A 14159-nucleotide genomic window follows, 5' to 3' on the forward strand; every position below is an offset into this window, starting at 1 on the left:
GGCCGGGCGCCGGAGCGCCCGGCCCAACGCTGATCCGCAAACTGCCGGGGCAGGCTTGCCAGGGGACGGAGCGGATCGCGCAACTCACATGGACAGACGCGCAAGCGGGGTGGAGACATGGGCCAATCAGACGACATAGACGGCAACCCCCTGGAGTTTCAGGGCGGCGGACAGGACACCCCGGGGATGGGCCCGCCCAAGGACATCTTTGCCAGGCTGGGCCGGGTCCTGCTCCGGATCGTGGATCCGATTTCGCGCTACCTGTGTTACGCGGCGGCCATTGTCACGCTGTTGATGTCGGTTTTCATGGTGGTTGACCTGATCAGCCGCCTGATCTTCAATAACCCGCTGTCCGGCATGATCGAGCTGCAGACCTTCATGCTGGTGTTCATGGCCTTCTTCAGCATTGCCTACACCATGCTGAAGAACCAGCACGTGGCGGTTGACCTGATCACCTCCACCCTGTCCGCCCCGGTGAACAGCGTTCTGCAAAGCGTGTTTGCGATCTGGGGGATTTTCCTGTTTGGCTCCATGTCCTGGCTGAGCGGGTCGCGGGCGCTGGAAGCCTTCGAGAACGACGAGTTTTCCGACATCATCGCCATGCCTTACTGGGTGCTTTACGCGGTGTCCGCGATTGGCACGCTGCTGCTGGCGCTGGCCATCCTGACATCGCTGCTGACCCATCTTTCGGGGCTGTTCCAACACCACCGCGGCGGCGCGAAGTTTGCCTTGGTGCTGGCAGGGATCGTGGCGTTTGGCCTTGCCGGGATCTACTCGGCCGACATTCTGAAGCTGCTGTTTGGGGATCTGAGCTCTACCACGGTGGGTCTTCTCTATACGCTGTTCCTGATGGCGATCCTGTTGCTGGGTTTCCCGGTGGGCTTTGCCATGGCCTTTGCCGGGTTGACCGGGCTGATGTTCCTCATCGGGCAGGACGTGGCGTTCAACGTCTCCAAGATCAACACCTACGATTCTGTGGCGCATTACTTCTTTACGGTCATCCCGTTCTTCCTGCTCATGGGGTTCCTGATCCTGCACGCGGGCATTGGCGCAAAGCTGTACAACGCCGGGATCAAGGTTTTTGGCCGGCTGCCGGGCGGCCTTGCCATCGGCACCGTGGCGGGCTGTGGCGGCTTTGCGGCGATCTGTGGTGAGAGCGTTGCGGCGGCGGCGACGATGGGGTCGGTCTCCATCCCCGAGATGAAGAAATACGACTACGACGATTCCCTCGCCACCGGTTCTGTTGCGGCGGGCGGCACGCTTGGCATCCTGATCCCGCCGAGCATCGGCTTTGTTGTCTACGGCATCATCACAGAGCAATCGATTGGCAAGATGTTCATGGCCGGGATCATTCCGGGCATCATCCTGACCACCGGGTTCTGCCTTGCGGTTTACGTGCAGTGTCTGCTGAACCCCAAGCTGGGTCCGAAGTCGGAGAAGTTCACGTCTGCGCAGATTGCCAAGTCGATCTTTGACATCTGGCCGGTGGCGGCGCTCTTTGCGGCGGTGATCGGCGGGATCTACTCCGGTATCCTGACACCCACCGAAGCGGGCGGCGTGGGCGCCAGCGGGGCGCTGCTCATTGCGATGTTCGCCAAGGGTTTCAACCGCGAGAAGCTGTTTGACGCCCTGCTGGATGCCACCACGACCAGCGCAATGATCTTTACCATCCTGATCGGGGTCGGCCTTTTGGGGTATTTCGTGACGCTCACGGATATTCCGCGCGAGTTTGCCAACTTCCTCGGCGGTCTGGACGTGTCGCGCTATGTGATCTTTGTCCTGATCCTGCTGCTCTATCTGCTGCTGGGCATGGTGATGAACATCATTCCGATGATGATGTTGACCCTGCCGATCCTGTTCCCGACGGTTGTGGGGCTTGGTTTTGATCCGATCTGGTTCGGCGTGATCATGGTGATCATGATGGAAATGGGCCAGATCACCCCGCCGATTGGCATCAACGTGTTTGTCATCCACGGCGTGGCGCGCAAGTACAACGTCAAGATGGCCACCATCTATCGCGGCATCATCCCGTTTGTGATTGTCGAAGTGCTGGTCATCATCCTGCTGACGGTCTTCCCCGGAATCACGCTTTGGCTGCCGAACTCGATGGATGTGCTGGCACCGCTGGAATGATGGAGGCCCAAAGATGAGCGCAAGCACCGCCATTGTCACCGGATCGACCAGCGGGATCGGTCTGGCCATCGCCGAAACCCTCGCTGAGGCCGGGTACAACATCCTGCTCAACGGCTTTGGTGATCCGACCGAGATCACGGAGATCGCCGAGAGCCTGCGCCATGACTACGGCGTGGAGGCGCACCATTCGCCCGCAGACATGAGCGTGCCGGAGGAGATCGAGACGATGGTGGCGGAGGGCCATGCGCGCTTTGGCTCGGTGGATGTGCTGGTCAACAACGCAGGCATTCAGCACACCGCCGCAGTGGAGGAGTTTCCGCGTGATCGTTGGGACCAGATCCTCGCCATCAATCTGTCGTCGAACTTCCATGCCATCCAGGCGGCGCTGCCGATCATGCGGGCGCAGGGGGCGGGGCGGATCGTCAATGTCTCGTCCGTGCACGGCCATGTCGGCTCGGTTCAGAAAGCGGCCTATGTCGCGGCAAAGCACGGTGTGCTGGGGCTGACCAAGGTTGTGGCGCTGGAGACCGCCAATTCGGCGATCACCTGCAACGCCGTGTGCCCCGGATGGGTGCGCACGCCGCTGGTGCAAAAGCAGATCGATGCCTTTGCGGCGCGCGAGCAGGTGTCCGAGGATGAGGCGATAACGCGGATGCTGGGTGAAAAGCAGCCCTCGCGCAATTTCGTCACGCCCCGGCAGATCGGTCAGGCGGTGCTGTACCTGTGTTCGGAGGCTGCCTCTGAAATCCGGGGTTCGACAATCAATGTCGATGGTGGCTGGCTGGCACAGTGAGCCCGTGCCAGCCCGCGCGTTTCAGGAGAGCGGGATCCTGATGCCGTCCTGACCGACGATCAGCGTGCCGCTCCAGTGCTCGGCAACGGCCGCTTGCCAATCGGCGATGCCATAGTCCGGATCGTCCGAAGGGATGAGGTGCGACAGGGCGAGCCGTTTGACCCCTGCCGCCGTGGCGGTTTTCGCGGCATCATGGGCAAAGCTGTGCGAGCGCAGCCAGTGTTCCATGAGCTTCTCGCTGCCATTGCCGACGCGTTTGAGCAGGGCGGGCAGGGCGCTTTCGAGCATCGCTTCGTGGATCAGCAGATCCGCGCCCCGCGCAAAGTCTTCCAGCGCAGGCAGCGGGGCGGTGTCGCCGGAGAAGACCACGTGCCGCTCCGGCGTGCGGAAGGAAAAGGCAAAGCAGTCGATCAGCGGCGGATGGGTGGTGCGGATGGCCGACACGGTTAGCCCGTCCTGCACCAGCACGTCGCCCGCGTCGATCACATGCAGGCTGACCAGCGCGGCGAGATCGGGACGGCCTTCGTCCTCGATCCTGAGGGCAATGTCGGCCTCCATGGATTTCAGAAAGCCGTTCCAGTAGTCGGCAAGGCCCTCCGGCCCGTAGACGGTCACCGGCGTTTTCAGCCCGGCGGTCCAGGCCGTGTGCAGCAGCGGGCCAAGCTCAAGGTAGTGGTCGGAATGCATGTGGCTGATGAAGATCAGCGACAGGTCCTTGAGCTGCATCCCCTGCGCCACCAGCCCCCGGGTGACGCCGAGCCCGCAATCGACAACGATTTGCTGGCCACCGAGGCAGAACAGGTTGGAAGTGGGCATGGAGGATCCCGGACGGATCGCGGGACCGCCCTTGGTGCCCATCAGGGCGACGTAATCTTCGGACATGACGTTCCTTTCAGGCCGCGGCAAAGCCCGCGTCAAGCGCGTTCAGAATGGTGTTGGCCTCGGTTTCGGTCAGGATCAGCGGCGGCGAAAGGATCAGGTTCGGGCCGGAGACCCGGACCATGGCCCCGTTGTCATAAGCGGTTTCCTGAACCTTCGCCGCAAGCGCCGCATCGAGCGGTTTCTTTGTCTCGCGGTCACTGACCATCTCGATTGCGGTCATCAGGCCGTGGCCCCCGCGTACATCGCCGATCAGGTCATATTTCTCCTGCAGGGCAAGGCAGCCTTCGTAGAGCTGTGTGCCGCGCGCGGCGGCGTTTTCGATCACGTTGAGGCGCTTGGTCTCGGCAAGGCAGGCCAGCGCGGCGGCGGCCCCCACGGGATGGCCCGAGTAGGTGTAGCCATGGCCGATCTTGGCCTTGGGGTTGCCTTCGAACGCCTCGATCAGCTTGTCGCCGATCATCACCGCGCCAAAGGGGAAATAGCCGTTTGTGATGGCCTTGGCGGTGCACATCATGTCGGGCTGAATGCCCCAGAGCCGCGCGCCGGACCAGGCCCCTGTGCGGCCATAGGCGGTGATCACTTCGTCGGTGATCAGCAGGATGCCGTGGCGGTCGCAGATTTCGCGGACCATGGGAGCAAAGCTCTTGTGCGGCGGGATCACACCGCCCGCGCCGAGGATCGGCTCCATGATCATCGCGGCGATGGTGCCGGCCCCCTGAAAGGCGATTTCATCTTCGAGCGCCGCCGCACAGAGCTGGGCCAGCCGCTCCGGGTCTGTCTCGCCAAATGGGTTGCGGTAGGTGTAGGGGGCAGGGATGTGGAAGCAGCCGGGCAGCAGCGGCTCATAAGCGCCGCGGAAATTGGCGTTGCCATTGACCGAAGCCCCGCCGAAATGCGTGCCGTGATAGCCTTTCTTCAGGCTGAGGAACTTCGTGCGCCCTTCTTCGCCGCGCAGTTTGTGATACTGCCGGGCCAGTTTCAGCGCGGTTTCAACCGAGTCCGATCCGCCGGAGGTGAAAAAGGCGCGCGACAGCCCGTCCGGTTCAAAGAACTGGCCAAGCTCGAAGGCCAGTTCAATGGCCGCATCGTTGGAGGTGCCGCGAAAGGTGGAGTAGTAGGGCATGCGGTCCAGCTGGGCGGCGATGGCCTCTTTGACCGGCTGGCAGGAATAGCCGAGGTTGACGTTCCAGAGCCCGCCGACCGCGTCCACCACACAATGCCCGTCAATATCGGTGATCGTGACACCGGCGGATTCGGTGATGATCTTGGGCGGGTTCTGCACGCTGTCCTCGGGTGAGGTCATGGGGTGCCACAGCACGCGACCGTTGTGTTCCTTGAGGAAGTTGCTGTCTTTCATGATGGTGTCTCCACGGCGGCCTTGTCGGGTACGATCTGCGCCCAGGCGTTTTCAAGGTGAGGCGGGATTGTGCCGCCCCAGGAACGGGTGATCTGGCGGCTGGCCTCGATCAGATGGGTCATGATCCGGCTGGCCAGTTGAGTGCTGAAGCGCGAGGCGACGGCGGCGACGGAGACCGCCCCGGCAAACAGGCCGGTCTGGTCGAACACCGGCGCGGAAATGCTCTGAACATCGTCTTCGTAGCTTTTGTGGGACTGGCCGAACCCGGTGGCCCGCGCGTCTTGGGCAAAGCGGCGCAGCGCCGCTTCGGTTACGGGGGTCGCCTCGGTGAAAGCCTGCGTGTTGGCAAGGGCTGCGTCGAAGAGCCTGTCCGGCCCAAACGCCAGCGCCGCAATCCCGGATGCGGTGGCGTGAAGCGGGAAGACGGTGATGTCGATGATCACGCGGGTGGCGTGCCGGGGCGATTCGCAGGAGGCCAGTGAATACATCGTCTCCCCTGACAGGACAGAGACATGCGCCGTCTCGCCGGTCTGTTCGGCCAGCCGTGCAAGAGCGGCCTGCGCCGCCGCCTTGCGGGGGACGGTGATCTCGCGCACCGAAGCCAGATGCATCAGGGCCGGGCCGAGGCGATAGGCCTTGGTCAGCGGGTTCTGCTCGACAAAGAACGTGCTCTCAAGCGCCTGCAGGTGGCGATAGGTCGTCGTCTTGTCCCGTCCCGCGAGGCGGCACAGTTGCGACAGCCCGATCTCCGGCCGGGCTGCGGTGAACAGGGGCAAAAGCTCCAGAGCTTTGGACACAGAGGACATTCAGCCATCACAAAAAGAGGTTCGACAAAAAAAGGTTTGACACAAGATATTTAACAAGGCAATCTTTTTTTACAACAGTGGTTCAATATATGAACCGATCGGTCTGGAGAGATACATGCTCAGTCAGAAAACACCAGGAGCGGCCCTTGCTTTCGTTTTCACGGCGTTTGCGGAAGACACCGGCGCGCTGAACCACTGGCAGAATGCCGAAGTGGCCAACGCCCGGCTCGAAGCGGAGTTTGGCGCGATTGACGCCATCGAGGCCATGCTGGCCAACTAGGCAGAGCACAGATCGGGCCGGGCGTATGGATGTCCCGGCCCTGTTGCAGCATCAGGGGGAACCACCATGTCGCGGGTCAAGACTCTTCAGGCCTTGTTCAAACGCTACCGCCGACCGGGGGACATTGTCTTTGCGTGGTTTGCCCTTGTGGTTTCGGTTGTCCTGCTGTCGCAGATCACCGACCAGACCGTCTGGCGGGATGGCAAACCGGTGATGGCCCAGCCGCGCTTCTGGCCGGCGGTGTCGCTTGGCGGCATGGCGGGTTTTGCGGCGCTGCACCTGATTGGCTCGGCGTTGTCGGAGCGGATCGAAGGCCGCTGGCAGGAGGTCCGGCTGTGGTTCGCCTCGCTGGAGTTCGCGGGCTGGTTCATCGCCTATGCCATCGTGGTTCCCTATGCGGGCTACCTGCCGACGACGCTGGTTTTTGCCGTGCTGCTGTGCCTGCGGATGGGCTATCGCTCCCGCGGGATGCTGCTTGCTGCCGGGGTGACGGCGGTGGTGATCGTGGTGCTGTTCAAGTCCCTGCTCAAGGTGAACCTGCCTGGCGGGCGGGTTTACGAGGTGCTGCCCGAAGGGCTGCGCCAAATCATGCTGACCTATTTCTGATCGGAGCGGACCATGGAAAACCTGATATCCGGTTTGGAAATCCTGCTGCGCTGGGACGTCGGACTGGCGCTTCTCATCGGCTCGATCGGCGGTGTCATCATCGGCGCGATCCCCGGCGTTGGCCCGGCGGTTGCCATTGCCATCCTGCTGCCCGCGACCTTCTCGCTTGATCCGATTGTCGGCCTGACGATGCTGCTGGGGATTTACGGCTCTTCGATGTACGGGGGCGCGATTCCGGCGGTTCTGATCAACACGCCGGGCACCGCGGTGAACGCGCTAACCTCCTATGACGGCTATCCGATGACCCAGCGAGGCGAGGCGCACCGCGCCGTGTCGCTGGCTTATTCCGCGTCGTTCTGGGGCGGGATCATCGGGATTTTGTGCCTGATCCTGCTCTCGCCGGTGCTCGCCATCATCGCGCCGATGTTTGGCAGCCGCGAGATCTTCCTGGCGGCGCTTTTGGGGATCATTCTGGTGATCCTGGCGCATCGCGGACAGATCTTCGCCGCCGGGCTTCTGGCGATGTTCGGGATTTTCCTTGAGACCGTGGGGCTGCACGCGGCAACCTACACGCCGCGTTACACCTTCGAGCTGACGTTCCTCAGCTCCGGTATCAACCTGATTGTTGTGGTGCTGGGCCTGTTTGCGCTGAGCCAGGCGTTTTTCCTGCTGATCGAGCCGGACAGCAGCCCGGACGCAAAACCCGTGCGCGGCAAGATGTCGGCGGGGATCAAGGAATTGCTCGGGCACAAGCGCGTTGCGACGGTTGCCTCCGGCTTTGGCGTGATCCTTGGCATGATCCCCGGCACCGGCGAGTTCACCGCCCAGTTCATGAGCTACACCTACGCCCAGAAGACATCAAAGACGCCGGATGATTTCGGCAAGGGCTCGCCCGAGGGGCTTGTGGCCTCGGAAGCGGCCAACAACGCGGTGCCTGCCGCCGCGATGATCCCGCTGCTGGCGCTGGGTATTCCGGGGGAGGCGCTGACGGCGATGATGCTGTCGGTCTTTTACGTGCACAACGTCATTCCCGGCCCGCAGCTGTTCCAGAACAACATTGATCTGGTCTACGGGCTCTATTTCGCGCTGATCGCGCTCAATGTGATTGTCATGGTCTTTCTGCTGTTCTCGACGAACCTGCTGACCAAGGTGATCCGCATTCCGACGCGCTTCCTTGGGGTGATGATCCTGCTGCTGTCGTTTGTCGGCGTGTACTCGCTGCGCAATTCGCTGACGGATTGCATGATCGCCTCGGGGTTTGGTGTGCTGGGGCTGGTGCTCAAGCGGCTGAACCTGCCGATTGTGCCGATCATCCTCGGGATGGTGCTCGGCGGGATCATGGAGGTGAAACTGCGCTCGGCGCTGCCGCGTCTGCAATCGCCGCTCGACATGATCAACCGCCCGATTGCGGCCATCCTGTTCGGCATCATCATACTTGTCCTCATCCTGCACGTCCGGACCATGATCCGCGAATGGCGCGCGCATCAGGTGGATGAAGATCACGACCTTCACGACGCGCAGCAAAGGTAAGGGCATGGACCAGAGCAAGATCGAGGCCCTGCGGGCCGCCCCCTTGGAGCCGTTTGGGCACCTGATTGACGGCAAGTCCGTTGCGGCCTCGGACGGGGCGGTGATGGAGGTTGTCTCTCCGATTGACGGGCAGGTGTTGACCACCGTGGCGAAAGGCACGGCGGAGGACATGAACAGGGCCATCGCCTCTGCCCGCGCCGCCTTCGAGGATGGGCGCTGGTCCGGCATGCCCCCGGCGGCGCGCAAGGCGGTGATGCACCGCTGGGCCGATCTGATCGAGCAGCACGCGCTGGAGCTGGCGGTGCTGGGCGTGCGCGACAATGGTACGGAAATCGGCATGGCGCTGAAGGCCGAGCCGGGCTCGGCAGCGGCGACGATCCGATATTATGCCGAGGCGCTGGACAAGGTGTATGGCGAGATCGCGCCCACGTCCGGGGATGTGCTGGGGCTGGTTCACAAGGAGCCTGTCGGGGTTGTGGGGGCTATCATACCGTGGAATTTCCCGATGATGATCGGCGCCTGGAAACTGGGGCCGGCGCTGGCCATGGGCAATTCGGTGGTTCTGAAACCGGCAGAGACCGCCTCGCTGTCCCTGATGCGGATGTGCGCGCTGGCGCTGGAGGCGGGTCTGCCGTCGGGTGTGCTCAACGCGGTCACCGGCGAAGGTGCGGTGGTGGGTGAGGCGCTGGGATTGTCGATGGATGTCGATGTGCTGGTGTTCACCGGCTCGGGCGGCACCGGGCGCAGGCTGCTCCGGTATGCGGCGCAGTCCAACCTCAAGCGGGTTTACCTTGAGCTGGGCGGCAAATCGCCGAACATCGTTTTTGCCGATGCGCCGAACCTCGACGAGGCCGCGAAGGTCGCGGCGGGCGGGATTTTCCGCAATGCCGGGCAGGTCTGTGTGGCGGGCTCGCGCCTTTTGGTCGAGCGGGCGATCCACGATGAGTTTGTCGCGGCGGTTGCCCGCGCGGCGGAGGCGATGCGCGTTGGTGATCCGCTGGATGTGTCGACGCAGATCGGGGCTGTGAACTCCGAGACCCAGATGGCGCAGAACCTGCGCTTTGTGGAAACCGCGACGGCGGAGGGCGGCGAGATCGTCACGGGGGGCGGGCGGATCCTTCAGGAGACCGGCGGGACCTACATGGCGCCCACGGTTGTCAGCGGCGTGACGCCGGAGGCGACGCTTTTTCAAAACGAGGTGTTCGGGCCGGTGCTTGCGGTGACGGCGTTTGAGGGCGACGATGACGCCATTCGCCTCGCCAATGCGACGGACTTTGGTCTGGCGGGCGGGGTCTGGACGTCAAACCTGAGCCGCGCCCACCGGATGATCCGCGCGGTGCGCACCGGCGTGATGCATGTGAACACCTATGGCGGGGCCGATGGGACGGTGCCGTTGGGCGGGGTCGGACAATCGGGCAATGGCGCGGACAAATCCCTGCACGCGATTGAGAAATACATCGATCTCAAGACCGCCTGGATCAAACTGTAAGAGGCAAGCATGACGGACAAAACGATCCTCGTTGTTGGAACCTACGACACGAAAGATGCGGAGCTTGGCTTTCTGTCGCGCTGCATTGCGGACCAGGGCGGCCGCGTGGCGACCATGGATGTCTCTGTTCTGGGCGATCCGTCCCAGCCGACGGATTACTCCAAACATGCGGTCGCCGAGGAAGGCGGCAGCTCGATCAGGGCCGCCATCGACAGCGGCGACGAAAACCACGCGATGCAGATCATGGCGAAAGGGGCGAGCCTGCTGGCGGCGCGTCTTTTCGCGGAAGGGCGCTTTGACGGGGTGATTGTGCTGGGCGGCACCATGGGCACCGATCTGGCGCTGGATGTCTGCGCGGCGCTGCCTTTGGGCGTGCCGAAATACATTGTCTCCACCGTCTCCTTCTCGCCGCTGATCCCGGCGGAGCGCCTGCCCGCCGATGTGCAGATGATCCTCTGGGCCGGGGGGCTCTATGGGTTGAACTCGGTCTGCAAGGCCTCGTTGAGCCAGGCCGCGGGGGCGGTTCTGGGTGCGGCGCGGGCGGTTCAGCCGCCCGAGGCCAAAAAACCGCTGGTCGGGATGATGTCGCTCGGCACCTCGGCGTTGAAGTACGTGGTGCCGCTGAAGCCCGCGCTGGAGGCGCGCGGTTTCGAGGTGGCGGTGTTTCACGCCACGGGCATGGGCGGGCGCGCTTTTGAGAGCCTTGCAGGGCAGGGGGCCTTTGTCTGTACGTTTGATTTCTGCACGCAGGAGCTTGGCAATCACATTCATGGCTCGGACATTTCAGCGGGGGAGGACCGCCTGACCCATGCGGGCAAGTCCGGCACGCCGCAGATCGTCGCGCCCGGCTGCTATGATCTGGTGGATATCGTGGGCTGGAAGCCGGTGCCGGAGAAATGGCGCGCTCATCTGAGTCATGCGCACAACCGGCTTTTGACATCCATTGTTCTCAATACCGAGGAACGCCGCGCCGTGGCGCGGGCCCATGCCGAGCGACTGGCCGAGGCCAAGGCCCCGGTTTCGATGATCCTGCCGTCGCATGGTCTGGGTGAATGGGACCGGGAAGGGGCGGATCTTTATGACAAGGATGGGCTGGACGCCTTCCTGACCGAGATGCGCGAAACGCTTCCCGCGAATGTCACCCGGCATGACATTGATTGCCATATCAATGACGCGGGCTTTGCCGAGAAGGCGCTTGAGATCTTTGATGGCTGGTGTGCGGATGGCACGGTGAAGACCCGCGTCTAGGGCGGCCAGAGTCTCGCCGGGCCAGTGTCTAACCGGGATTGTCCGGGTCGAGCCGGGCGAGCAGATCGAGCAGTTGCTCGTAGTTCTCTGCGCCAAGGGTCGCCTTGAACCGGTCGACGATCCTGGCGGCCTGATCGGAATGATCGTCGATGAGCTTCTGGCCCGCCAAGGTGATCTCGACGAACTGCCGGCGGCGGTCGGCCTTGTCCCGCGTCTGGGTGACAAGCCCTTTTTCCTTGAGCGTATTGGCGATGCGCGTGAGGCTGGGAAAGAGCAGGCTGGCACGATCCGCGAGAGTCTTGGTGTCGAGCGGGCCGAACTCCGAAAGCACACGCAGCACGCGCCATTGCTGTTCGGTGATGCCCGTGTCCGAGAGCATGTCCCGGATTGGGAGCATGACCCCTTCGCGCGCGCGGATCAGGGCAATCGGCAGCGATCGCGCGGTGGAGGGCAGGGCACCCGTGCCCGCTGCCTGAGACGTCTTCGAATTCATGCGACAGGAATAAACTTTGGCTTGACAGCAGGCAAGTCGATTAATTAACTTGGCAATAATTAACATGTTAAGGATTCGTATTGCCGCAAGTCCGACCCGGCTAGAACTGCCAGAGTTTGCACGGCGCGGCGCGCGGAATTCCAACCTGTTGTAACTCTTTGGAGGGGGCAAGATGAGCGCACTCGACGACAACATCGCCAAGCTGGACGGCTTTCTGGGGCGGTTCCGGGAGACCGGAATTCTGAACCGCATTGCAGGCGCGGATGTGGCAGGCTCCGAAGGGGTTTTTCAGAGCACCTCTCCCGTCGACAAAAGTGTTATCTGCGAGGTGGCGCATGGCAGCGCGGCGGATATCGACGCCGCCGCCACGGCCGCTTCTGAGGCGTTTCCGGCGTGGCGCGATATGCCCGCAAAACAGCGCCGGGACGTGCTGATCCGGATTGCCGAAGGGATCGAGGCGCGGGCCGAAGAGATCGCGCTGTGCGAATGCTGGGACACCGGTCAGGCTTACAAGTTCATGTCGAAGGCCGCGCTGCGCGGGGCGGAAAACTTCCGCTACTTTGCCGATCAGGTGGTGCAGGCCCGCGATGGTCAGCACCTGAAAAGTCCAACCCTGATGAATGTCACCACCCGCGTGCCGATTGGTCCGGTGGGGGTGATCACGCCGTGGAACACGCCGTTCATGCTGTCGACCTGGAAGATTGCCCCGGCGCTGGCGGCGGGCTGTACCGTGGTGCACAAGCCTGCCGAGGCCTCGCCGCTGACCGCGCGCCTGCTGGTTGAGATCGCCGAAGAGGCCGGGTTGCCGCCCGGCGTGCTCAACACGGTCAATGGTTTCGGCGAAGGCGCGGGCAAGGCGCTGTGCGAGCATCCCAAGGTCAAGGCGATTGCCTTTGTCGGGGAAAGCCGCACCGGCAGCCTGATCACCAAACAGGGCGCGGACACGCTCAAACGCAATCATCTGGAGCTTGGCGGCAAGAACCCGGTGATCGTCTTTGACGACGCCGATCTTGATCGGGCGCTCGATGCAGTGATCTTCATGATCTATTCGATCAACGGCGAGCGCTGCACCTCGTCTTCGCGGCTTCTGGTGCAAGAGAGCATACGCGAAGACTTCGAGGCGCGGCTGATCGAGCGGGTGAATGCCATCAAGGTCGGCCATCCGCTGGACCCGGCCACGGAAATCGGACCGCTTGTCACCGAAGAGCATTACACCAAGGTCACCAGCTATTTCGACATTGCCAAGGCGGATGGTGCGACGGTTGCAGCGGGCGGCGTGGCGCTTGGCGACGAAGGGTATTTTGTCCGGCCGACGCTGTTCACCGGGGCCAACAACCAGATGCGGATTGCCCAGGAAGAGATCTTTGGCCCGGTGCTGACCTCCATCCCGTTCGAAACGGAAGAAGAGGCGCTGCACATGGCAAATGATGTGGCTTACGGCCTGACGGGCTATGTCTGGACCAATGATCTGACCCGCGCGCTGCGCCTTACGGATCAGCTTGAGGCGGGGATGATCTGGGTGAACTCCGAGAACGTGCGCCACCTGCCGACGCCTTTTGGCGGGCTCAAGGCCAGCGGCATTGGCCGGGACGGCGGGGATTGGTCTTTCGAATTCTACATGGAGCAGAAGAACATCGCCTTCGCCACCGGGCAGCACAAGATCACCAAGCTGGGAGCGCTGTGATGGGAGAGATCGTACTTGCTGCAAAGTGCACCCATGTGCCCACGATGCTGATGTCCGAGCAGGACGGCCCGGTGAAAGGCAAGCGCCAGAGCGCCATTGATGGCCATTTCGAAATCGCGCGGCGGGCCAAGGCGCTCGGGGCGGATACGGTGATCATCTGCGATACCCATTGGGTCATCAACGCCGGCTTTCACATCAATGCCAACAGCCGGTTCGAAGGGCTGTTCACCTCGAACGAGTTCCCGCAGTTCATTCAGAACATGCCCTATGACTATCAGGGCAACCCGGAGCTGGGCGATGCCATTGCAAGGGAGGCGACGGAGCGCGGGGCCTATACGCTGGCGCATCATCTGGATTCGCTGGAGCTGGAATACGGATCGCTGGTGCCGATGCGGTTCATGTCCCGCGCCCACGAGATGAAGGTTGTCTCTGTCGCGGCCTGGTGCACGGTGCACGATCACGAGGAAAGCCGCATTGTCGGCGAGGCGATCCGCGCGGCCGTTGAGGCTTCGGACAGCAAGGTCCTGCTGGTCGCCTCCGGCTCCTTGAGCCACAAGATCTGGCCGAACAAGGATTACGCTGCCAACAACGGCACCTTCACGATCAGCTCCGAATTCAACCGCCAGATGGATCTGCATGTGCTCGACATGTGGCAACGCGGCGATCACGCAACCTTCCTGAAGATGCTGCCGGAATACGCGGAGTTCTGCTGTGGCGAAGGGTCCATGCACGACACGGCGATGCTGTATGGCGCGCTTGGCTGGGAGGCATACGACGCCCAATGCGAAGTGGTGACCGAGTATTTCCCCTCGTCCGGCACCGGCCAGACCAACGTCATCTTTCCTGTGACATAGGAGA

General features: G+C 62.7%; 13 protein-coding genes. 9 read left to right on the forward strand and 4 right to left on the reverse strand.

Annotated elements, in window-relative coordinates; all coding sequences use genetic code 11:
• The first annotated feature begins 117 nt into the window (after nucleotides 1-117).
• A complete protein-coding gene (locus E4662_RS22245) occupies nucleotides 118-2133 on the forward strand; it encodes a TRAP transporter large permease subunit (protein WP_136443840.1) in 2016 nt (671 codons plus the stop codon).
• Between the two features lie 13 nt (nucleotides 2134-2146).
• Nucleotides 2147-2926 carry a 3-hydroxybutyrate dehydrogenase gene (locus tag E4662_RS22250; RefSeq protein WP_136443841.1) on the forward strand — a complete coding sequence of 260 codons (780 nt, stop codon included), beginning with the start codon at nucleotides 2147-2149 and terminating at the stop codon, nucleotides 2924-2926.
• Nucleotides 2927-2947: 21 nt separating this feature from the next.
• Here E4662_RS22250 and E4662_RS22255 read toward each other — a convergent pair whose 3' ends face one another.
• From E4662_RS22255 to E4662_RS22265, 3 genes are read right to left on the reverse strand one after another with little or no spacing between them, the layout of a single operon-like run.
• The gene (locus E4662_RS22255) at nucleotides 2948-3808 is read right to left on the reverse strand and encodes an MBL fold metallo-hydrolase (RefSeq protein ID WP_136443842.1); all 861 of its coding nucleotides are present in this window, start codon (nucleotides 3806-3808) and stop codon (nucleotides 2948-2950) included.
• 10 nt (nucleotides 3809-3818) lie between these two features.
• Nucleotides 3819-5165: an aspartate aminotransferase family protein gene (locus E4662_RS22260; RefSeq protein ID WP_136443843.1), complete on the reverse strand. Its 1347-nt coding sequence runs from the start codon at nucleotides 5163-5165 to the stop codon at nucleotides 3819-3821.
• Entirely contained in the window at nucleotides 5162-5971 is an 810-nt protein-coding gene (locus E4662_RS22265; RefSeq protein WP_136443844.1) for an IclR family transcriptional regulator, read from the reverse strand. Before E4662_RS22265 ends, E4662_RS22260 begins: the two co-directional genes overlap by 4 nt.
• A 115-nt stretch (nucleotides 5972-6086) precedes the next feature.
• Between E4662_RS22265 and E4662_RS24180 the strand changes: the two genes are divergently transcribed.
• The 5 genes from E4662_RS24180 (at nucleotide 6087) to E4662_RS22285 (ending at nucleotide 11124) form a co-directional block, all read left to right on the forward strand.
• The gene (locus tag E4662_RS24180) at nucleotides 6087-6251 is read left to right on the forward strand and encodes a hypothetical protein (protein WP_168798051.1); all 165 of its coding nucleotides are present in this window, start codon (nucleotides 6087-6089) and stop codon (nucleotides 6249-6251) included.
• 66 nt (nucleotides 6252-6317) lie between these two features.
• Complete coding sequence (locus E4662_RS22270) at nucleotides 6318-6857, forward strand: tripartite tricarboxylate transporter TctB family protein (RefSeq protein WP_136443845.1); 540 nt, start codon at nucleotides 6318-6320, stop codon at nucleotides 6855-6857.
• Between the two features lie 12 nt (nucleotides 6858-6869).
• The gene (locus E4662_RS22275; RefSeq protein WP_136443846.1) at nucleotides 6870-8387 is read left to right on the forward strand and encodes a tripartite tricarboxylate transporter permease; all 1518 of its coding nucleotides are present in this window, start codon (nucleotides 6870-6872) and stop codon (nucleotides 8385-8387) included.
• A gap of 4 nt (nucleotides 8388-8391) precedes the next feature.
• A complete protein-coding gene (locus E4662_RS22280; protein ID WP_136443962.1) occupies nucleotides 8392-9876 on the forward strand; it encodes an aldehyde dehydrogenase in 1485 nt (494 codons plus the stop codon).
• A gap of 9 nt (nucleotides 9877-9885) precedes the next feature.
• Nucleotides 9886-11124 (forward strand): Tm-1-like ATP-binding domain-containing protein, encoded by a 1239-nt coding sequence (locus E4662_RS22285; RefSeq protein ID WP_136443847.1) that lies wholly within the window; start codon nucleotides 9886-9888, stop codon nucleotides 11122-11124.
• Between the two features lie 28 nt (nucleotides 11125-11152).
• On the opposite strand, the gene hpaR is transcribed toward E4662_RS22285, so the two are convergent.
• Nucleotides 11153-11617, reverse strand: a complete 465-nt coding sequence (hpaR, locus tag E4662_RS22290) for a homoprotocatechuate degradation operon regulator HpaR (protein WP_168798052.1) — start codon at nucleotides 11615-11617, stop codon at nucleotides 11153-11155.
• Nucleotides 11618-11789: 172 nt separating this feature from the next.
• Between hpaR and hpaE the strand changes: the two genes are divergently transcribed.
• Both hpaE and hpaD read left to right on the forward strand, forming a co-directional pair.
• On the forward strand, nucleotides 11790-13301 hold the full coding sequence (gene hpaE / locus E4662_RS22295) for a 5-carboxymethyl-2-hydroxymuconate semialdehyde dehydrogenase (protein WP_136443849.1): 1512 nt from the start codon (nucleotides 11790-11792) through the stop codon (nucleotides 13299-13301).
• Nucleotides 13301-14155, forward strand: coding sequence for a 3,4-dihydroxyphenylacetate 2,3-dioxygenase (gene hpaD / locus E4662_RS22300; protein WP_136443850.1), 855 nt, complete (start codon nucleotides 13301-13303; stop codon nucleotides 14153-14155). Before hpaE ends, hpaD begins: the two co-directional genes overlap by 1 nt.
• The last annotated feature ends 4 nt before the right edge of the window (nucleotides 14156-14159 follow it).

It is taken from the genome of Pacificoceanicola onchidii, assembly GCF_004804335.1.
Taxonomy (GTDB): domain Bacteria; phylum Pseudomonadota; class Alphaproteobacteria; order Rhodobacterales; family Rhodobacteraceae; genus Pacificoceanicola; species Pacificoceanicola onchidii.